This window comes from Methylobacterium phyllosphaerae, assembly GCF_001936175.1.
GTDB classification, from domain to species: domain Bacteria; phylum Pseudomonadota; class Alphaproteobacteria; order Rhizobiales; family Beijerinckiaceae; genus Methylobacterium; species Methylobacterium fujisawaense.
Genome location: NZ_CP015367.1, coordinates 2,389,880 through 2,409,852 on the forward strand (window position 1 = coordinate 2,389,880; position 19,973 = coordinate 2,409,852).

Here is a 19,973-nt window from a genome sequence, read left to right on the forward strand (position 1 = left end):
GCGCCGCGTGCCGCGCTTTCGCCGCAACCGCCCTGGAGGGAGGCGGGTGTCTGTCACCGATCGCCGTCCGGACCGTGCCGAAATTCAAGTTCGCCCTCGCCGCCGCCCTTCTGATGAGCCTCACCGCATGCGGCGGCGTCTCCGTCATGCCGGATGCGTCCATTGAGAATGCGACGCATACTGCCGTGCTCGACGAGGTCGCGGCCGCGGCCGCGATTTCGGCCTACCGGGTTCAGAACGGCCTGAGCCCCGTCGTGGTCGATCCGGTTCTCGTGAAGGCGGCGGCCTTCCAGGCCGGCAACAACGCGCGCCACGGCCAGCTCAGCCACGAGATCGGCGGCAGCTTCACGTCGCGCATGGCCTCCGTCGGTCTGGCGAAAGCCTGGGCGGCGGAGAATCTCAGTGCCGGCTCCGAGACCCTCGAGCAGGTGCTCGCCCGCTGGAAGGCGAGCCCCGAGCACAACAAGAATATGCTGCTGCCGCAGATCCGCAGGATCGGGATCGCCCGCGTGGATGCGCCGACCACGCGCTACAAGCGGTTCTGGGCCCTTGTCATGGCAGGAACCTGACGCAGCGGCTCTCAGGGGTCCACCGGCGCCAGATCGACGATCCGGAGCTGGGCCCGCTCGGCCCCGCGCCAGCGGTCGCAGGACAGCGTTCCGGCCACGTGCAGTTCCCGACCGATCCCGTTCAGCAGCGCGAGGCCGAGGGGGCGCTCGGCGGCACGGAAGCAGATGGCGCCCACCGCCTGTCCGTCGCGGCTGCGCAGGCGAGCCCTGACATGGCTCGACCCGACCACGCCGGCATCGACCAGGCGATGGCGACCGAGGGCGAAGATCGGCTCCGGCGCGCCCTGTCCGAACGGTCCGGCCTGCTGGAGCAGCCGGACCGTTTCTGCGGTGGCGCCCCCGGCGCTGAGTCCGCCGTCGATCAGCAGGGCGTCGGCCGCCCGCGCCACGGTCACGCTCGCCCCCAGCAGCATGACGAGATGCGCCTCGAAGCGGGGGATGTCGTCGGTCCGCACGGTGACGCCGGCCGCCATGGCGTGTCCGCCCCCCTTGAGGGCGATCCCGGCCTCGACGCAGGCGCGCACCGCAAGCCCGAGATCTGACCCCGGGATCGAGCGACCCGAGCCGGTGGCGCTGCCGTCGGGTCGGATCGCGAAGGCGAAGGCCGGGCGGTTGAACCGTTCCTTCAGGCGCGACGCGATGAGTCCGACGATGCCGGGATGCCACTCAGGACTGGCCGTGACCAGCACGGTGCGGGTCGGGTCGAGCGTCAGAGCACGGTCCATCTCGGCCTCGGCCTCGGAGACGGCCTGCGCCTCGATCGCCTGACGCTCGCGATTGAGGCGATCGAGGTCGGCGGCGATCCGGGCCGCTTCGTTCGGGTCCGCCGTCGTCAGGAGCCGGGCACCGAGGGCTGAATCGCCGATGCGGCCACCGGCATTAATCCGCGGCCCGAGGACGAAGCCGAGATGCCACGATTCCGGCGGTTCGCTCAGCGAGGCCGCGTCCAGCAGGGCCGCCAGGCCGATGCGGCCGCGATGGCGCATCACCGTCAGGCCCTGCGTCACGAAGGCCCGGTTGAGACCGGTGAGGGGCACGACGTCGGCCACGGTCGCCAGCGCTACGAGGTCGAGGGCGTCGGTGAGCTGCGGTTCGGGGCGGTCCGGCCCGAAGAAGCCCTCCAGCCGCAGGGCACGGTTCAGTGCCACCAGGGTGAGGAACACGATCCCGGCGGCACAGAGATGGCCGAGGCCCGACAGGTCGTCGAGGCGGTTGGGATTGACTACGGCGCGGGCCGGCGGCAGCACCTCGGAGGCCGCATGATGGTCGAGGACGATCACGTCGAGGCCCGATTTCTCGGCTTCTTCCAAAGGTGCGTGGCCGCTCGTGCCGCAATCGACGCAGACCAGAAGCGTCGCGCCGTCCGCCGCCAATGCGGTGATCGCAGCGATGTTGGGGCCGTAGCCCTCGGTGATCCTATCGGGGATGTGGATCGGAGCCCTCAGGCCCACACCGCGCAGGTAGCCGGCGAGCAGGGCCGCGCTCGCAGCGCCGTCCACGTCGTAGTCGCCGAAGACCGCCACCGTCTCGCCGCGGCGCACGGCCCGGACGAGCCGGCGGACGGCGGCGTCCATATCGAGCAGCGTATTCGGGTCCGGCATCAGGTCGCGCAGACGCGGCGCAAGGTGGCGCGGCGCGGCCTCCGGACCGATCCCGCGCCCTGCCAGCACACGGGCGAGCAATTCCGGCAGGCCGTGGGCCTGAACCATCTTGGCGATGTGATTCTGGACTGCCGCGCCGCCACAGCGCTCCTGCCAGCGCCGGCCGGTGATGGAGGCGGCGACCCCCAGGAAGGGCGGCGGATCGACGGAGAGCGGGGCGGATGACACGGATGCCACCCTACACCGGGTGGGCCGCGGAATCTTGCGCACCGCCGCAACAGCGTCGGCGAACGCGCGCTGCCGCAACGAAAAAGGGCGGGCATCGCTGCCCGCCCCGGAAATCCGCCCGAGACCCGGGCCTCAGAGCGACTTCAGGATGCTGTCGACGACCTTCTTGGCATCGCCGAACAGCATCATGGTGTTGTCCCGGAAGAACACCTCGTTCTCGACGCCCGCATAGCCGGAACCCATGCCGCGCTTGATGAACAGCACGGTCTTGGCCTTCTCCACATCGAGGATCGGCATTCCGTAGATCGGCGAAGCCTTGTCGGTCTTGGCCGCCGGATTGGTGACGTCGTTGGCGCCGATCACGAAGGCGACGTCCGCCTGCGGGAACTCGCCGTTGATGTCCTCCAGCTCGAACACCTCGTCGTAGGGCACGTTCGCCTCGGCGAGCAGCACGTTCATGTGGCCCGGCATGCGCCCCGCCACCGGGTGGATGGCGTACTTCACGTCGACGCCCTCCTTCTTGAGCATGTCGGCCATCTCGCGGAGCGAGTGCTGCGCCTGGGCGACCGCCATGCCGTAGCCCGGGACGATGATGACCCGCTCAGCATTCTTCATGATGTAGGCGGCGTCGTCGGCGGAGCCCTGCTTCACGGGGCGCGTCTCGACCTGGCCCGTGCCGGCCGCCGCGGTATCGCCGCCGAAGCCGCCCAGGATGACCGAGATGAACGACCGGTTCATCGCATGGCACATGATGTAGGACAGGATCGCACCCGAGGAGCCCACCAGCGAGCCGGTGATGATCAGCGCGAGGTTGCCCAGGGTGAAGCCGATGCCGGCTGCCGCCCAGCCCGAGTAGGAGTTCAGCATCGACACGACCACCGGCATGTCGGCGCCGCCGATCGGGATGATGATCAGGCCGCCAAGGACCAGCGCGGCGATGACGATCAGCCAGAAGATCGCCTTGGACTCGGTGCCGATGAACAGGGCGATGAGCAGGACGAGGCCGGCGGCCAGCAGCGCGTTGATAAGGTGACGCTGGGGCAGCATGATCGGCTTGCCGGACATGCGTCCGTCGAGCTTGGCGAAGGCGATCACCGAGCCGGTGAACGTGATGGCACCGATGGCGACGCCCAGGCCCATCTCGAACAGCGACTGCTTGTGGAAGTGGCCGTTCTCGATGATGCCGAAGGCCTGCGGCGCGTAGAGCGCGCCGGCCGCCACGAAGACCGCGGCGAGACCGACCAGCGAGTGGAAGGCGGCCACAAGCTGCGGCATCGCGGTCATCGGCACGCGCTTGGCGATCACCGCGCCGGCGCCGCCGCCGATGCCGAGGCCGAGGAGCACGAGGATCCAGGCGCCGAACCCGGCCGGCGGGTGGCCGACCAGCGTGGTGAGGATCGCGAGACCCATGCCGACCATGCCGTACAGGTTGCCCTGCCGGGAGGTGGTGGGGTGCGAGAGCCCCCGCAGCGCCATGATGAACAGGACGCCGGCGACGATATAGAGAAGGGAGGAGACGTTCTCAGACACCGGCTCAGCCCTTCTTCTTGTACATGCCGAGCATGCGCTGCGTGACGAGGAAGCCCCCGAAGATGTTCACGCTGGCGAGCACGATGCCGATGAAGCCGAAGAACCGGGCCAGTCCGGTGCCCTTCTCGATCAGGGGAACGCCGACCGCCAGGATCGCGCCGACGATGATCACCGACGAGATCGCGTTGGTGACCGACATGAGCGGCGTGTGGAGCGCCGGCGTCACCGACCAGACCACGTAGTAGCCGACGAAGATCGCCAGCACGAAGATCGCGAGCCGGAACACCGTGGGATCCACGGCGCCGCCGGTCGCGGCACTGAGCCCGTGGCCCATGCCGTCGGCGATGGCCTGTGCTTGGTCGGCGGCGTTGCGGGCCACCGCGGCCGCCGCGCGCGCGGCGTCGGCCAGCACGCGGGCCTGATCGGCCGCCTGATCGGGAGGGACGATGACGGTTGCCATTCTGCTACTCCTCTCGGCCGGGCTTCACTGTGCGCCGGCCGGAGCGGCCGTGCCGGTCTCCGGCTTGGCGAGCCCCACGGACGCGGCTTCCGAGGTCGCTCCCTCGGTCTTGGGCTGGAAGGATGCGTGGACGACCGAACCGCCGCGGGTGAGGTTCGTGGCCTTCACCAGCTCGTCGTCCCAGTTGATGGCGAGCGCTTTCGAGTCCTTGTCGATCAGGGTCTCGACGAAGGCGTAGAGATTGCGCGCATAGAGGCTCGAGGCTGTCGCGGCGAGGCGCCCCGGAACGTTGACGTGGCCGACGATCTTCACACCGCGGTCGTTGGTGACGACCTCACCGGCCTTGGCGCCGGCGACGTTGCCGCCACGCTCCACCGCGAGATCCACCAGGACCGAACCCGGCTTCATCGAGGCCACCATCTCCTCGGACACCAGCTTGGGAGCCGGGCGTCCGGGGATCAGCGCCGTGGTGATGACGATGTCCTGCTTGGCGATGTGGCCCTTGACCAGCTCCGCCTGCTTCTTCTGGTATTCGGCCGACATCTCCTTGGCGTAGCCGCCCGCGGTCTCGGCCTGCTTGAACTCGTCGTCCTCGACGGCCACGAACTTGGCGCCGAGTGATTCGACCTGTTCCTTGGTGGCGGGCCGGACGTCGGTGGCCGTGACCACCGCGCCGAGGCGGCGGGCGGTCGCGATGGCCTGAAGACCGGCCACGCCGACGCCCATCACGAAGACGCGGGCGGCCGGCACCGTGCCGGCGGCGGTCATCATCATGGGCATCGCCCGCCCGTACTCGGCGGCACCATCGACGACCGCGCGGTAGCCGGCGAGGTTCGCCTGCGAGGACAGCACGTCCATCACCTGGGCCCGGGTGATTCGGGGCATCAGCTCCATGGCGAAACCGTCGAGGCCGGCCTCGGCCATCGCCTTCAGGGCCGCCTCGTTTCCGTAGGGGTCCATGATCGCGATCACGGTGGCGCCGCGCTTCAGCTGCGGCAGCTCCTCGGCGCTCGGTCGGCGGACCTTGAGCACGAGATCGGCGTCACCGGCGGCGTCGGCCGCGCTCCCAGCGATGCTGGCGCCGGCCGCCTCGTACTCGCTGTCGAGGATGCCGGCTCTCTTGCCCGCACCGGACTGCACCACGACGTCGGCACCGAGCGAAATGAACTTCTTGACGGTCTCAGGAACCGCGGCGACGCGCGGCTCCGCGGAGTCCGTCTCGGACAGCACAGCAATGCGCATGCGAGGGTTCCCCTGGAAAAGCTCGGCCTTCGAATGCGCGAACCGGCGACGGTTTTCGAGAGGCGGATCTACGATACCGCGTTGGAAGCGGCCGGAATGTAACTTGTGCTCAATTTAATTGCCAACAATGCGTCAGCGGCCCGCTCGGCGAATGCGAGCGAGCTCCTCATCCGAGGCAGCCAGCGAACCGGCCGCTCGGGCCTCGCTTCAGGCGAAGAACAGGTAGAGGACGAGGAGGATGCCCACGACCAGCGGCGCACGCCAGCCGACGGCCGGCGCCAGGGCACCGACGGCTCCTGCCGCTCCAGCGACGATCACGCCGACGATGGCCAGCAGCCACGCCTCGCGGATTCCGCCGATCGCAAGGGCCAAGACCCAGCAAATCACGACGCCGGTGGCAATTTCGACGAACCGGACGAACCCGCGATAGGTCTGTTCGTGAGTCCTCGCGTCCATCGCCGGGCTGTAGGTGTGCCCGGCCACCGTGTCACTCTCGGCCATCGTGCGCTCGTTTCCCTAAGACGCGACTTCTTGCGGTCAGGGTCGGATGTAGCTCAAGCGTTTATCTGCCGCAATCGGACGCACGCAAGTTGATCGCTCTCTCGGTGGATCTTCGATCCCGATCAGACCGGTTCCGGCAATCCCGCCTCGGCAAGGGCCCGGCCCTGGCGATCCGACAATTCGTCCAGCGAGAAATGCTCGATCTCGGCCTCGAACAACCGGTGGTAGTTGAGTTCCGACCTGAGGTGGAGAAACACCGCGCCGAGGCCGACGGCGGCGCGGTCCATGAAGACGAATTCCTGCGGAACGGTCACGGGTCCGCGCTCCTTCAGCGCCTGGTGGACCTGGAAGGCCTGCCGCCGGCCATATTCTCCGGGCTTCACCCCGTCCGCGACCGTGCGGGTCCGATCCTCCAGCAGGGGGCCGTAGATGAACCGGGCCCAGATGTTCAGGATCTCGATCTTCTCCTTGTCGAGGTCCTTGAAGCCCCACACCTCGTAGGCGTGGACGATGCGGGCCTCGTCGTTCTCCAAGAGGCCGCGATACAGATCCACGACACCGCCCACGAATCGCGGATGGAAGATGCGGACGCAGCCGTAATCGAGCAGGTTGATGCCCGCGGCCTCGCCGCCTTCTGAGAAGACGGTGTAATTGCCGAGATGCGGATCGCCGTGGATCACGGCCGCGCGGCTGAACGGGTGCCACCACGCCTTGAACATCGCCTGGGCGATCCGGTTGCGCACCTCCACCGGCTCGTCGGCGAAGCCCAGGATCTTGTCTCCGTCGAGCCAGCCGAGCGTCAGGAGGCGCTTGGTGGAGAGGTCCGGAAAGACCCGGGGCACGCGCACCGCCGCGATGTCCTTCAGAACGGCTCCGTAGAGTGCCGCGTGCTTGGCCTCACGTTCGTAGTCGAGTTCCTCGCGGACCCGGGCGCCGATCTCCTTGGCGATCTCGCGGGTGTCGAGCCACGTGTTCATCCGGCGATGCAGCGCGAAGGCGACTTCCAGCTGCTTCAGGTCGGCCTCCACGGCCGATTGCATGTCCGGATACTGAAGCTTGCAGGCGAGCCGTTCACCATCCTGGGCGGTTGCACGGTGCACTTGGCCCAACGAGGCGGCGGCTGCGGGTTTGAGGTCGAAGCTGCCGAAGCGGCTCTGCCACCCGGCTCCGAGTTCCGATTGCATCCGGCGCCGGACGAAGGCCGCGCCCATCGGCGGCGCGTCGGCCTGGAGCTTCTGCAACTCGGTGGCGTATTCCGGGGGCAGGAGGTCGGGGACGGTGGCCAGCAACTGCGCCACCTTCATGATCGGACCTTTCAGCCCGCCCAGCGCCTGCGCGAGGGCGGCCGCGTTGGTCGTGCCCTCCTTCCCGAACAGCCGTGCCATGGCCATGCGAGCGGCTACGCCGCCGACATTGGCGCCCACGCTGGCGTAGCGCCCGGCACGGGCGGAGAAGCGGTTGGCTTCGCGGTCGGTCTCGGCCATCTCTCGATCTGCTTGTCGTGTGATGGTCCGGAGATAAGCCGCGCCCCCGCGTGAACCAGGGGCGTGGGGCCCGGCGCCGCGGGGGGGCACCCCGCGGCGTCGCTGTCAGGGCTGTCCTTCCATGCCTTCCAGTTCGGCAATCATCCCTTCGATCATGCCGAGCCCGATCTGCCAGAAGCCCGGATCCTTCGCGTCGAGCCCAAACGGCGCAAGCAACGTTCCGTAGGGCTTGGAGCCGCCTGCCGCGAGCAGCGCGAAGTAGCGCTCCACGAAGCCCTCCTCCGCCTGGGCATAGACGCCGTAGAGCGAGTTCACCAGGCAATCGCCGAACGCGTAGGCGTAGACGTAGAACGGCGAATGGATGAAGTGGGGGATATACGCCCAGAACGGCTCGTAGCCGGAATCCAGCGTGATGGCCGGACCGAGCGACTCGGCCTGCACGGACAGCCACAGGGCATTGATTTGATCGGTGGTCAGCTCGCCCTTCGCGCGGGCGAGATGCACCTTCCGCTCGAAAGAGTAGAAGGCGATCTGGCGCACCACCGTGTTGATCATGTCCTCGACCTTGGCGGCGAGCATGGCCCGGCGCTGGGTCGTGTCGGTGGTGGCGGCGAGGAGCCTGCGGAAGGTCAGCATCTCGCCGAACACGCTGGCGGTCTCCGCGAGCGTCAGGGGGGTCGGCGCCATCAGGGCGCCGTTCGGCCCGGCGAGAACTTGGTGGACGCCGTGGCCGAGCTCGTGCGCCAGCGTCATCACGTCCCGCGGCTTGCCCTGGTAGTTTACCAGGACATAGGGGTGAACCGACGGCACGGTCGGATGCGCGAAGGCGCCCGGCGCCTTGCCGGGACGGGTCGGCGCGTCGATCCAACGCTCATCGAAGAAGCGCTTCGCGATCCCCGCCATCTCCGGCGAGAAGGCATCGTAGGCGGAGAGAACCGTGTCGCGGGCCTCCGTCCAGGGGATCGTCCGCTGCTCGACCCGCGGGAGAGGCGCGTTCCGGTCCCAATAGGGCAGCGTCTCCTGCCCGAACCACTTCGCCTTCAGCTTGTAGTAGCGGTGTGAGAGCCGCGGATAGGCCGCCCGTACGGCGTCGACGAGGGCTTCCACCACCTCGGGCTCGACCCGGTTCGACAGGTGGCGCGCGTCCGCCACGTCCTTGAAGCCGCGCCAGCGGTCGGAAATCTCCTTGTCCTTCGCCAGCGTGTTGGTGATCAGCGTGAAGACGCGCAACTGCCCGCGCAAAACCTCACTGATCGCACCGGCCGCCTCCTTGCGGACGGCTCCGTCCGGATCCTGGAGCTTGTTGAGCGTCGGCTCCAGCGGCATCTCCTCGCCCTGCACGGTGAAGCGCAGCGAGGCGATCGTCTCGTTGAACAGACGGTCCCAGGCGGCGTTCGACGTGACCGACTTCTCGAGGAAGAGCTTCTCGGTCCGGTCGTCGAGCTGGTGCGGCTTCTCCTTGCGCAGGTCCTCGATCCACGGCGCGTAGTGGGCGAGCGGCCCCTCCGCCATCGCGGCATTCATCGCCGCGTCGTCGACGCGGTTCAGCTCCAGGGCGAAGAACAGGAGATCCGCGGAGGCGCTGGTCAGGCGCTCGCGCGTGTCGCCGTAGAACTTGGCCCGTGCCTCGTCGGTGGTATCGCCGGAATAGACGAGACCCGCGAAGGACATCAGCTTGCCCAGCAGGTCCTCGATCCCCTCGTAGGTGCGCACAGCCTCCGCCAGTCGGGCGGACGCCTCCGGTCCCGCGGCGAGCTCGGCTATGCGGCCGGCATAGAGTTCGGAGAACCGGCGGCACTCCTCCTCGGCCCGGGTCATGTCGCCGGAGAATTTGGGGTCATCGAGGCCGGAATAGAGGTCCGACAAATCCCATTCCGGAAGATGGCCGAGGTCGGCAGCCTTCGCGGCGGCGCGCGCGGCGCTCACGCCCTCCGGCAGGCGGACAGTCACCGGCGATGCGGCGTGGCTCGGCATCATGTCGTGCAATCCTCTCTAAGGGCAGCGGCCCCGTACCCTGATATCGAGCGTGCCGCCACGCGTTCAACGCGGCGTGTCGGTTCGAAGCCCCGCGCGATCGTCGACGACACGATGCAAACGTCGTTAAGCGCCACTTTACGTCTGTGGGTCACCCTGCGGCTCGAAACGAAACAGTCGCCGAATCGGAGCCCGTGACGGGGTTGAGCCCATGTCGCGAGTCCGGCCTTCGCGCGCCGTTCAGGGAGCCGCCATGTCCGCCACCGTGCTCATTGTGGACGACGATCCGGTCCAGCGGCGTCTCGCCGAGGCGGCGGTGCGCCGCTTCGGCTTCGAGCCCCGGGTCGCCGAAACGGGCGCGGACGCACTGGCCCTGCTCCGGTCCGAAGGCGCGGACGTCGTGCTCCTCGACCTCGTCATGCCGGGTCTCGATGGGCTTGGCGTGCTGGCCGAGATGCGCAAGAGCGGCCTCGCCACCCCGGTGATCGTCCAGACCTCCAACGGCTCCATCGACACGGTGGTCGGCGCCATGCGGGCCGGCGCCGTGGACTTCGTGGTCAAGCCGGCGGGTGCCGAGCGGCTGCAGGTCTCGATCAAGAACGCCCTGCGGGTCGATACGCTGGAGGAGGAGGTGCGCCGCATGCGCCGCCGGGCCTCCGGGGCGCTGACCTTCAAGGATCTCACGTCCAAAAGCCCCGACATGGAGCGGCTGATCCGCCTCGCCGAGCGGGCGGCGAAATCGAACATCCCGGTCCTGATCGAGGGCGAGTCCGGCGTCGGCAAGGAGGTGCTGGCCCGGGCGATCCAGGGATCCGGCGACAGGCGCGGCAAGCCGTTCGTGACGGTCAATTGCGGGGCGATCCCCGAGAATCTCGTGGAATCCACGCTGTTCGGTCACGAGAAGGGCGCGTTCACCGGCGCGACCGAAAAGCATGCCGGCAAGTTCGTCGAGGCCTCGGGCGGTACGCTCTTCCTCGACGAGATCGGCGAGCTTCCCCTCGACGCGCAGGTCAAGCTGCTCCGGGCCCTGCAGGAGGGCGAGGTGGATCCCGTCGGCGGCAAACGCTCCGTGCGGGTGGACATCCGCCTCGTCTCCGCCACCAATCGATCGCTGCTCGACCTCGTCAAGCAGGGCAAGTTTCGCGAGGATCTCTATTATCGCCTGAACGTCTTCCCGATGACGCTGCCGCCGTTGCGGGCGCGCCGCGAGGATATACCGGACCTCGTTCGCTCGTTCTGCGCGCGGTTCTCGGCCGAGGAAGGCAAGCGCGTGCGGGCCATCACGCCGGAGGCGATGGCGCTGCTGACGCGCTATCCCTGGCCGGGGAATGTCCGGCAGCTGGAGAATGCCCTGTTCCGCGCTGTCGTGCTCGCGGACGGCGACGAGCTGACCGTGGCCGAATTCCCCCAGATCGCCGCGCAGGTGGAAGGCTTCGACGTCCGCATCCCGGCCCTGCCGGTTCAGACGCAGATGCCGGCCTACGCCCCCGAGCCCGTGCGCGAGATCGTCCGCGTGGAGGTGCGCGACCCTCATGCCATGTCCCTCGTGACCGAGGAAACCGGCGAGATGAAGCCGATGGACGTCCTGGAGGCGGAGATCATCCGCTTCGCGCTCCAGTTCTATCGGCAGCGGATGTCGGAGGTGTCGCGTCGCCTCGGCATCGGTCGCTCCACCCTCTACCGCAAGCTCAAGGATCTGGGCTTGGAGGACGACGCGAAGACCGAGGACGCGGCCTGATCGAGCGCCGCGTGCGCTAACGCACCGACCGCATTCGGTCGGCGCGGTGGTGCGGGAAATTCACCTGATGCTGCACGCAATCGACCGACGATTAGGTAGATCATAAGCTGAGCAGCATTAGAAATGACACATTCATCTGCGCGACAGAGGTTCTATTCGCGACGACTGCGGTTGCTGAAAGCCACGCTTGCGCGGATAATCACACTCTGAGCGTGCGGTCCTGCCGCCGCACCCCGGGAGATCACGATGCGCGTCCCGCGCTCCAGCCTCATGGCGCTGGCCGCCCTTCTCTGCGGTACGCTGGCCCCGGCCGCCTCGCTTCGTGCGGAGACCGTCTCGCTGGACCAGCCCTCCGCCGATGTCCCGGCATCGCCAGCCGCCGCGCCGCCTGCGCAGGCGGCTCCCTCGGCTCCGGCCACGACGGCTCTACCCGACTACAAGCCTGAGGCACCGGCGGCCGAGCCGGCGCCGGCCCCCGCCGCCACGGCGCCGGTCGCCCCGACGGATCCGCTCGGTGCTGCGGTCTTCGCCCGCTTCGCGGATCCCGCCCCCCTTCTGCTCCGTCTGACCGGCAAGGATCGCGATGCGATCCGGAGCTTCTACGAAGCCCGCACCTACAAGCCGCTCTGGATCTCCGGCGGGGCGTGGACCGAGGCTGCAAAGGCGGTGTCGGCCCGGCTGGCGGCTGCCGCCGAGGACGGTCTCGACTCGCGTGCCTACACGGTCCCGTCGCTGCCCGATAAGCCGGACGAGAAGGCGCTCGCCGATGCCGATCTCCGCCTGTCCGCGGCGGCCGTGCTTTATGCCCGGGACGCCCGTGGCGGCCGCGTCAACCTGGCCTCGATCTCGCGGCTGATCACGCCGCATCTCGATCTTCCCGCCGGGGACGCGGTGCTGGCGAAGCTCGATGAGGCCGGCGCGAAGGCCGGCGAGGCGCTCCAGGGCTACAATCCGGCGACGCCCGGCTATCTCGCCCTCAAGGCGCGTCTCGCCGCCCTGCGCGGTCCCGTGCCGACCGCCGTGAAGCCGCTGCGCCTTCCGGCCGGACCAGCCCTGCGCGTCGGCATGCGCGATGCCCGCGTGCCGCTGCTCCGGGCGCATTTCAATCTCGAGAGCCGCCCGGCCGGAACGTTCGACAAGCCCCCCGGCGAGCCGGACGAGTACGACTCCGTCGTCGCCGACGCGGTCGCGAAGTTCCAGCGCGGCCGCGGGCTGCCGGGCAACGGGGTCCTGAACGTCCAGACGGTCCTGGCCCTTGCCGATGCCGGTCGCGCCGCACGCCCGACGGGGGGCGAGGCCGAACTCATCGTCAACATGGAGCGGTGGCGGTGGCTTCCCGGCGATCTGGGATCCGACTACATCCTGGTCAACGTCCCGGAATACCGCCTGCGCGCCTACCGGGGCGGCGTCCTGCGCGATGAGGCGCGGGTCATCGTCGGCAAGCCGGAATCGCGGACGCCCCTGTTCTCGGGGCTGATGGAATACGCGGTCGTCAACCCGTCCTGGTACGTGCCGCCCTCGATCCTGAAGACGATGGCGCCGAAGCTCGCCGGCTACGGTGGCAAGACCTGGGGGGGCTACGAGGTCGTCCGCCGCGGGGGGCACATCTCGCTCCGCCAGCCCCCCGGCGAGCGCAATGCGCTCGGCTTCATCAAGTTCATGTTCCCGAACCAGCACGCGGTCTACCTGCACGATACGCCCAACCGCTCGCTGTTCTCAGCCTCGAAGCGGGATTTCAGCCACGGCTGCGTGCGCGTCGACGACCCGTTCCGCCTTGCCGACGCGGTGCTGCCGGACTGGTCTCAGGACAGGTTGAAGAAGCTGATCGGCAAGGGCGAGCGGACGATCCGGCTGCCGGAGAAGCTGCCGGTCCATCTCGCCTACTTCACCGCCTTCGTGGACGATGGCGGCACCTACCGTACCTTGCCGGACCTTTACGGCTACGACGCGCCGATGCGCGCGGCCCTCGGGCTGCCCGGCGGCGGCGGACCGGCGATCGCCCGGCTGCCGGACGAGCCGCCGCGGCGCAAGGCCGAGCCCGCCCCGAAGCCGACCGTGGCGCGGACGGTCCATCGCCGCGCGCCCGAGCGCCCGGTGGCCAATGCCGAGGCGTGGCCCGAAGGGCGCTACGAGGACGCGGACACGCGGCGCCGGTCCCTGCGCCGCGCCGCTCGGGCCGACAGCGCGCCGGAATACGGCGAGCCCGGGCTCTGGACGCCTGCGCCGCAGCAATCGGCGCCGCGCGGGTGGTGGTAGGCCACCCGCGGAACCCGCAACTTTCGCGTGCGCAGACGCACAGCCGGGCACGATTTCGCCACGGTCGAGCCTTAGCCGTTTCGACCGACAGCCCGGGCTGAGATGCGTTCGGGCGAGGGTTTCGGGAGAGGATCAGGACCGTCGTGCCCAGTCTCCCGCGTCCCCTCCGTCACCTCGCCCTGGGCTTGTCCGGCCTCGTGCTCGGAGTGCTGGTCGGGACGGCCGAAACCGAGGACGCGGTGGCCAACGGCGACACCCGCTCGCTGACCATCTACCACACGCACACGCAGGAAAGCGCGACCATCACGTTCAAGCGCGATGGCCGCTACGACCGCGCGGCCCTCGATCAGCTGAACTGGCTGCTCCGCGACTGGCGAATCAACGAGCCCACCAAGATGGATCCGCGGCTGTTCGATACGGTCTGGGAGGCCTATCGCCAGGTCGGCTCGTCGCAACCGATCCACATCGTCTCGGCCTATCGGTCCCCCGGCACCAACGCGATGCTTCGCCGCCGCTCCAAGATGGTGGCCGAGTACAGCCAGCACATGCTCGGCAAGGCGATGGACTTCTTCGTGCCAGACGTCTCGATCGACCGAATCCGCGAGGTCGGGCTCCAGATGCAGCGGGGCGGCGTCGGCTGGTATCCGCATGCCGGAACGCCCTTCGTGCATCTCGATGTCGGTTCCGTGCGGATGTGGCCGCGGATGACCCACGATCAGCTCGCCCGGCTCTTCCCCGACGGCAAGACCGTGCTGCTCCCGAGCGACAACCGTCCCTTCCCGCGCTACGAGGAGGCCAAGGCCGAGATCCTGGCCCGCGGCGGTACCGTCGCGGGGATCACGACCCAGATGGCCGGCGGCGAGGAAGAAGACGGTCCCGGCCTGTTCGGCTTCCTGGCGAGTCTGTTCGGCGGCGGTCGATTTAGCCCCGAGCCCGCTCCGGCACCGCCGCCGGTGGCGGTCGAGAAGAAGGGGCGGCGCGCCCCCGTCGTCGCCGTGGCGAGCGCCGATCCGCAGGATCCGGTGGGCGCACGGACGGCCCTCGCCTATGCGGCCCCCGCCACCGACGACGCGCTGCGCGGTTCGCTGGCGGCGCGGGCTCAGGCGAAGAGCGCGGAGATCAAGCCGTCCGATGCCAAGTCGCTTCTGACGGCCGATCAAACCGCGCCCGCCGACGACGCTATGCCGGCGGTCACGACGCCGCTGCCGCCGCGGCGTCCCTCGGACCTCGCAGCCGCGGTTGCGAGCCTGAACATGCCGCTTCCGCCACCGCGCCCGGTGCAATTCGCCGCGCTCGAGCGCGGGATGGCCAATCTTCCGTCCGCGAGCGAGATCCGCGCCCTCGGCAAGCCCACGGCGCCGGATCCGGTTCGTCCGCGTTCGCTCGTGGCTCCGGACGCGGACGCCAAGGCCCAGCTGCGCGCCCTGTTCGATTCCGTGTCGGCCGGTCCCGTTGCGACGCCGGCGAGCCGCGCTGTCCCCGTGCATGTGGCTGCCACGCGTCTCCGCGGTGCAGCGCCCGACTCGGTCGTCGCTGCGGTTCCGGACCGCGTCACGACGCGGTTCAGCACGCGCAGTCCGGGCGATGACCTGACAACCCGGTTTACCGGCTCCGCCGCGCGCGCCTTGCCCGGAGCACGCTGATCGAGGCGTCGGTCTGACGGGGAGGTGCGCTTCGCCTGCCCGTCTGCGTCGGACGGCTCGTGCAGGATGACCAGCGCGCCCGTTCGATTCAGCGCAGGGGCTTGGACAGGTTGACCGCCAAGGCGCCGACCAGCGTTGCCGCGTAGCTGTCGTCCTGCGTCCCGGCGATGCGTTCGGCTTCGCCACCGCTGTTGGCCGCGACCGACATCATCAGCATCACGGCGGTCACCAAGCCGCCCAGGCCGCCGACCAGGGCGAGATACGCACGGACGGCCGCGCGCGGCACCGACACGGCCGCATCGGTCCCAGTGAGGCACAGCGGCGATGGGCTGTGAGACATCTTGACGGCCGATTCTGACGGGCGACGTTGACCCGACGCAGGCCGAATAGGCGCACGCCAGACCGCCTCGTTCAACGAAAGAACGCCTCACAAAGAGTCGAGTTCAACCGAAAGGCGAGGTTTTTCCACTGGTCTTCATTCGGATGGTTGATCGCCATCCGGAGGCCGCCGCGCGGCGGCCTCCGGCGCGCGCTCAGCCTTCCTTGCCCGAGACCTTGCCCAGCGCCGCCTGGGCGGCCGCGAGCCGGGCGATCGGCACCCGGTAGGGCGAGCAGGACACGTAATCGAGGCCGACCTCCTGGCAGAAGCCGATCGAGGCCGGATCGCCGCCGTGCTCGCCACAGATCCCGAGCTTGATGTTCGGCCGGGTCTTGCGGCCGCGCTCGACGCCGATGCGCACCAGTTCGCCCACGCCTTCCTGGTCGATGGTGATGAACGGATCGGCCGGCAGGATGCCCTTCTGGGTGTACGGACCCAGGAAGGTTGCCGCGTCGTCGCGGGAGATGCCCAAGGCCGTCTGCGTCAGGTCGTTCGTCCCGAAGGAGAAGAACTCGGCCGTCTCGGCGATCTCGCCGGCCTTGAGCGCTGCGCGCGGCAGCTCGATCATCGTGCCGACCTGATAGTCGAGGGTCGCGCCCTTCTCCTCGGCGACAGCCTTCGCCATAGCGTCGATGCGCGCCTTCACGATGTCGAACTCGGCGCGCGTGAACACCAGCGGCACCATCACCTCGGGCGTGACCGGGCTACCGGTATCGGCGGCGGCCTGGACGGCCGCCTCGAAGATCGCCCGGGCCTGCATCTCGGCGATCTCCGGGAAGGCGATGGCGAGCCGGCAGCCGCGGAAGCCGAGCATCGGGTTGTGCTCGGACAGCTCCCGCATCCGGTGCCGGATCTTCTCCTCGGAGACCCCGGTCGCCTTCACGACCTCGGCGACCTCGGCATCGGTATGCGGCAGGAACTCGTGGAGCGGCGGGTCGAGCAGACGGATCGTGACCGGCAGCCCGGACATGATCGTGAACAGCTCGAGGAAGTCCTGGCGCTGATAGGGCAGGATCTTCGCGAGTGCCGCACGGCGGCCCTCGGCGTCGTCTGCCAGGATCATTTCGCGCACCGCGATGATGCGGTCGCCCTCGAAGAACATGTGCTCCGTACGGCAGAGGCCGATGCCCTCCGCGCCGAAGTTGCGCGCCGTGCGGGCATCCGTCGGCGTATCGGCGTTCGCCCGCACCTTCATGCCGCGGAAGGCGTCGGCCCATTCCATCAGGGTGGCGAAGTCACCCGACAGCTCGGGCTCCAGCATTTTCACCTCGCCCTGGATCACCTGTCCGGTGGACCCGTCGATGGTGATCTTGTCGCCGGCCTTGAGCGTGTTGCCGCCGACCGTCAGGGTCTGCGCCTTGTAGTCGATCCGGATGGAGCCGACGCCGGAGACGCAGGGCTTGCCCATGCCGCGGGCGACCACGGCTGCGTGGCTCGTCATGCCGCCCCGGGTGGTCAGGATGCCCTCGGCGGCGTGCATGCCGTGGATGTCCTCGGGCGAGGTTTCGATCCGCACCAGGATGCACTTGCGCTCCGCCTTGCGATGCGCCTCCGCGTCCTCGGAGCTGAACACGATCTCGCCGGTCGCCGCGCCGGGCGAGGCCGGCAGGCCCGAGGCGATGACCTTGCGGTCCGCCTTCGGGTCGATGGTCGGATGCAGGAGCTGGTCGAGCGCCCCGGGCTCGACCCGGCCGATCGCCTCTTCACGGGAGATCAGCCCCTCGCCCGCCAGATCCACGGCAATGCGCAGGGCGGCCTTCGCCGTGCGCTTGCCGTTGCGGGTCTGGAGCATCCAGAGCTTCCCCTTCTCGATGGTGAATTCCATGTCCTGCATGTCGCGGTAGTGCGACTCCAGGATCCCGTAGATCCGGGTCAGTTCCGCGAAGCTCTCGGGCATGGCCTTCTCCATGGAAGGCTTGTCGCTCTCGGCCTCGATCCGGGCTTTCTCGGTGATGTTCTGCGGCGTGCGGATGCCCGCGACCACGTCCTCGCCCTGCGCGTTGATCAGGAACTCGCCGTAGAGCGCCTTCTCGCCGGTGGACGGATTGCGGGTGAAGGCGACGCCGGTGGCCGACGTGTCGCCCATGTTGCCGAACACCATGGCCTGCACATTGACGGCCGTGCCCCAGCTCTCCGGAATGTTGTTCAGCTCCCGGTACTTCTTGGCCCGGGGAATCATCCAGGAATTGAATACGGCGCTGATCGCGCCCCAGAGCTGGTCGTCCGCGACCTGCGGGAAGTCGGATCCGTGCTCGTCGCGCACGATCTTCTTGTAGGTCTGGATGAGCGTCTTCCAGTCCGCGGCGCTGAGCTCGGTGTCCAGCTCGAAGCCCTTGGCTTCCTTGTACTGCTCCAGCGCCTCCTCGAAGGCGTGGTGCTCAACGCCCAGCACCACGTTCGAATACATGGTGATGAAGCGACGGTAGGAATCGAAGGCGAAGCGCTCGTCTTCGGCCTCCTTGGCCAGCGCCAGCACGGTCTCATCGTTGAGCCCGAGGTTCAGGACCGTGTCCATCATGCCGGGCATCGACGCCCGGGCGCCCGAGCGGACCGAGACGAGGAGGGGATTCGTGGCATCGCCGAACTTGCGGCCGGTGAGCGTGCCGATCTGGGCGAGCGCAGCGGCGATCTGATCCTTCAACTCCGGCGGGTAGGACTTCCCGTGATCGTAGTAGTAGGTGCAGACTTCGGTGGTGATGGTGAAGCCGGGCGGAACCGGCAGGCCGAGATTGCACATCTCGGCGAGGTTGGCGCCCTTGCCACCGAGCAGGTCGCGCATCTGCGACTTGCCCTCCGCCTTGCCGTCGCCGAAGGCGTAGACCCACTTCGCGCTTCCGGTCGCCATGTCGATCCCGTCCGTATCTGGTGCCCGGCGCTGGCCGAGCTGATGGGCGGGGTTGGACCATCCCGCAGCGCAACGCAAGATGAACGCGCGATGGCCCTGTGCGTGCGTGGATGACGGGTTCGACGGTCTGTCAGGCCCCCCGCGTCGCGGTGCGGGCGCTGCCCCTCAATGGAGGATTCCGAGCCCGATCACGCCGACGATGATCAGGTAGATCGCGACGATGTAGTTGAGCAGCCGCGGCATCACCAGGATCAGGATCCCGGCAAGGATCGCGATGAGCGGTTGGAGGTTCGAGATGGTGATGGTCACGGGCGCCTCCTGAGGCCGAGCTTGGCCGCCGGTATCGACGCCTTTACCCAACAGAGGTTCCCCGGAGCTTGAGCGGAGCGGCCGGACGGTCCGGCCGCTCCGGTCCGATCACGGCTTCGGCGTCTCGGTGCCGGGAATCGGGTCCTTCGCCTCGCCCGTGGGCAGGTTCGCCGAAATCGTCGGGTGCGACAGTTCCGGATAGGGCTCGATCACGTTGGCGCCGTTGAGCGGCTTGTTGGCGCCGTTGTGACAGGTGGCGCAGTTGATCTTCGGCACGTCGCCCAGAACGCCGAGGCGATTCCGCGGAAAGACCGAGGTCAGCGGCGTCATGTAGTCCTGGTTCAGATCGCGGACCATGCGGATGCCGTACCAGGCATGGACGCGGTTCGGCGTGCTCGTATCCCACTGCGCCACCGAGCGGGTGTTGTGGCAGAAGGTGCAGTTCACGCCCAGTGACTGCGACATGCTGATCATGATTGCGAAGGTCTTCTCCGCGTCCTGGATCGGCTTGCCCTTCGTCTCGGGCAGCGCCGTGGTGGCGTTGACCCGCACCGCATCCTCGGGCGTGTCCTTGTGCTGGTAGAAGGCCTGATAGACGTCGTAGGGCAGCGACGTGTTGCCGACCTCTGCGGACGCGAGATTCTGGCTGTTGTTGCGCGGGATGAAACGCCCCGCCCCCTGAACCGGGTGGTCGAACCAGATATTCGCCGGCACCGGATTGCCGCGGTGACACGTGTAGCAGGTCACACCCGCCTCGTGGACGTGCTTCTCCTTCCAAGTGGAATTGATGTACTGAGTCATCTGCAGCATGCGCCGGGCGACGCGCTTCTGGTAGAGCTCGTCCGAAGCCATGTTCTCGGTGCTGTGGCAGTACGTGCAGCCCTGCTGGGGTGCGACCCACTCGGTGATCGACACCATCAAGCGGTTGAACTGCTCGGCCGAGAGATCTCCCAGCACTTGCACATTCTGGTAGACCGCCGAAGCCTTGTCGCCCCCTGCCTCAGCCGGGTCGGCCGGCGCCGGCGCCACATTGGCCGCCGACAGCGCCGCGTTCCCGGCCCGGGTGCGGATCAGGTCCATGCCCGTTCCGCGAAAGCCGGTCTGCTTGTTCGCCATCGGCGGATGGGTCCAGCCCGCGCCGCCGAACATCGCGATGGTGAGGAACAGGGCCAGAGCCCCGCCGATGACCGCCAGAATCGTCTTCATGACGGCCT

15 protein-coding genes are annotated in these 19,973 nt (G+C 68.5%); 4 read left to right on the top strand and 11 right to left on the bottom strand.

What is annotated here, in order from left to right; translation table 11 throughout:
• Window positions 1–74: 74 nt before the first annotated feature.
• On the top strand, window positions 75–569 hold the full coding sequence (locus tag MCBMB27_RS10725) for a CAP domain-containing protein (protein ID WP_075380390.1): 495 nt from the start codon (window positions 75–77) through the stop codon (window positions 567–569).
• An 11-nt stretch (window positions 570–580) separates the two neighbouring features.
• Here the strand turns inward: MCBMB27_RS10725 and recJ are convergent, their stop codons facing one another.
• The 7 genes from recJ to MCBMB27_RS10760 all read right to left on the bottom strand — a co-directional run bounded on the left by recJ (window position 581) and on the right by MCBMB27_RS10760 (window position 9,592).
• Complete coding sequence (recJ, locus tag MCBMB27_RS10730; RefSeq protein ID WP_083683471.1) at window positions 581–2,398, bottom strand: single-stranded-DNA-specific exonuclease RecJ; 1,818 nt, start codon at window positions 2,396–2,398, stop codon at window positions 581–583.
• A gap of 132 nt (window positions 2,399–2,530) precedes the next feature.
• On the bottom strand, window positions 2,531–3,928 hold the full coding sequence (locus MCBMB27_RS10735) for an NAD(P)(+) transhydrogenase (Re/Si-specific) subunit beta (RefSeq protein ID WP_043357739.1): 1,398 nt from the start codon (window positions 3,926–3,928) through the stop codon (window positions 2,531–2,533).
• Between the two features lie 4 nt (window positions 3,929–3,932).
• Window positions 3,933–4,388: a proton-translocating transhydrogenase family protein gene (locus MCBMB27_RS10740; protein ID WP_043379880.1), complete on the bottom strand. Its 456-nt coding sequence runs from the start codon at window positions 4,386–4,388 to the stop codon at window positions 3,933–3,935.
• Window positions 4,389–4,412: 24 nt separating this feature from the next.
• The gene (locus MCBMB27_RS10745) at window positions 4,413–5,630 is read right to left on the bottom strand and encodes a Re/Si-specific NAD(P)(+) transhydrogenase subunit alpha (protein ID WP_075380391.1); all 1,218 of its coding nucleotides are present in this window, start codon (window positions 5,628–5,630) and stop codon (window positions 4,413–4,415) included.
• 207 nt (window positions 5,631–5,837) lie between these two features.
• A complete protein-coding gene (locus MCBMB27_RS10750) occupies window positions 5,838–6,131 on the bottom strand; it encodes an aa3-type cytochrome c oxidase subunit IV (RefSeq protein WP_043357734.1) in 294 nt (97 codons plus the stop codon).
• 122 nt (window positions 6,132–6,253) lie between these two features.
• Window positions 6,254–7,615, bottom strand: a complete 1,362-nt coding sequence (locus MCBMB27_RS10755) for an ABC1 kinase family protein (RefSeq protein WP_043757960.1) — start codon at window positions 7,613–7,615, stop codon at window positions 6,254–6,256.
• Window positions 7,616–7,720: 105 nt separating this feature from the next.
• Entirely contained in the window at window positions 7,721–9,592 is a 1,872-nt protein-coding gene (locus MCBMB27_RS10760) for a M3 family oligoendopeptidase (protein WP_091955064.1), read from the bottom strand.
• A 250-nt stretch (window positions 9,593–9,842) separates the two neighbouring features.
• Between MCBMB27_RS10760 and MCBMB27_RS10765 the strand changes: the two genes are divergently transcribed.
• The 3 genes from MCBMB27_RS10765 to MCBMB27_RS10775 all read left to right on the top strand — a co-directional run bounded on the left by MCBMB27_RS10765 (window position 9,843) and on the right by MCBMB27_RS10775 (window position 15,226).
• Complete coding sequence (locus MCBMB27_RS10765; RefSeq protein ID WP_043357728.1) at window positions 9,843–11,327, top strand: sigma-54-dependent transcriptional regulator; 1,485 nt, start codon at window positions 9,843–9,845, stop codon at window positions 11,325–11,327.
• A 246-nt stretch (window positions 11,328–11,573) separates the two neighbouring features.
• Window positions 11,574–13,583, top strand: coding sequence for a L,D-transpeptidase family protein (locus tag MCBMB27_RS10770; protein WP_075380392.1), 2,010 nt, complete (start codon window positions 11,574–11,576; stop codon window positions 13,581–13,583).
• A 143-nt stretch (window positions 13,584–13,726) separates the two neighbouring features.
• Window positions 13,727–15,226 carry a peptidoglycan L,D-endopeptidase MepK gene (locus tag MCBMB27_RS10775; RefSeq protein ID WP_075380393.1) on the top strand — a complete coding sequence of 500 codons (1,500 nt, stop codon included), beginning with the start codon at window positions 13,727–13,729 and terminating at the stop codon, window positions 15,224–15,226.
• Window positions 15,227–15,314: 88 nt separating this feature from the next.
• Here MCBMB27_RS10775 and MCBMB27_RS10780 read toward each other — a convergent pair whose 3' ends face one another.
• The 4 genes from MCBMB27_RS10780 to pufC all read right to left on the bottom strand — a co-directional run bounded on the left by MCBMB27_RS10780 (window position 15,315) and on the right by pufC (window position 19,965).
• Window positions 15,315–15,518: a hypothetical protein gene (locus MCBMB27_RS10780; protein WP_236952946.1), complete on the bottom strand. Its 204-nt coding sequence runs from the start codon at window positions 15,516–15,518 to the stop codon at window positions 15,315–15,317.
• A gap of 241 nt (window positions 15,519–15,759) precedes the next feature.
• Entirely contained in the window at window positions 15,760–18,450 is a 2,691-nt protein-coding gene (gene ppdK / locus MCBMB27_RS10785) for a pyruvate, phosphate dikinase (RefSeq protein ID WP_043379890.1), read from the bottom strand.
• Window positions 18,451–18,615: 165 nt separating this feature from the next.
• Window positions 18,616–18,759, bottom strand: coding sequence for a DUF3096 domain-containing protein (locus MCBMB27_RS10790; protein WP_075380395.1), 144 nt, complete (start codon window positions 18,757–18,759; stop codon window positions 18,616–18,618).
• A gap of 108 nt (window positions 18,760–18,867) precedes the next feature.
• Window positions 18,868–19,965 (bottom strand): photosynthetic reaction center cytochrome PufC, encoded by a 1,098-nt coding sequence (gene pufC, locus MCBMB27_RS10795; RefSeq protein ID WP_043379892.1) that lies wholly within the window; start codon window positions 19,963–19,965, stop codon window positions 18,868–18,870.
• Between the last annotated feature and the right edge of the window lie 8 nt (window positions 19,966–19,973).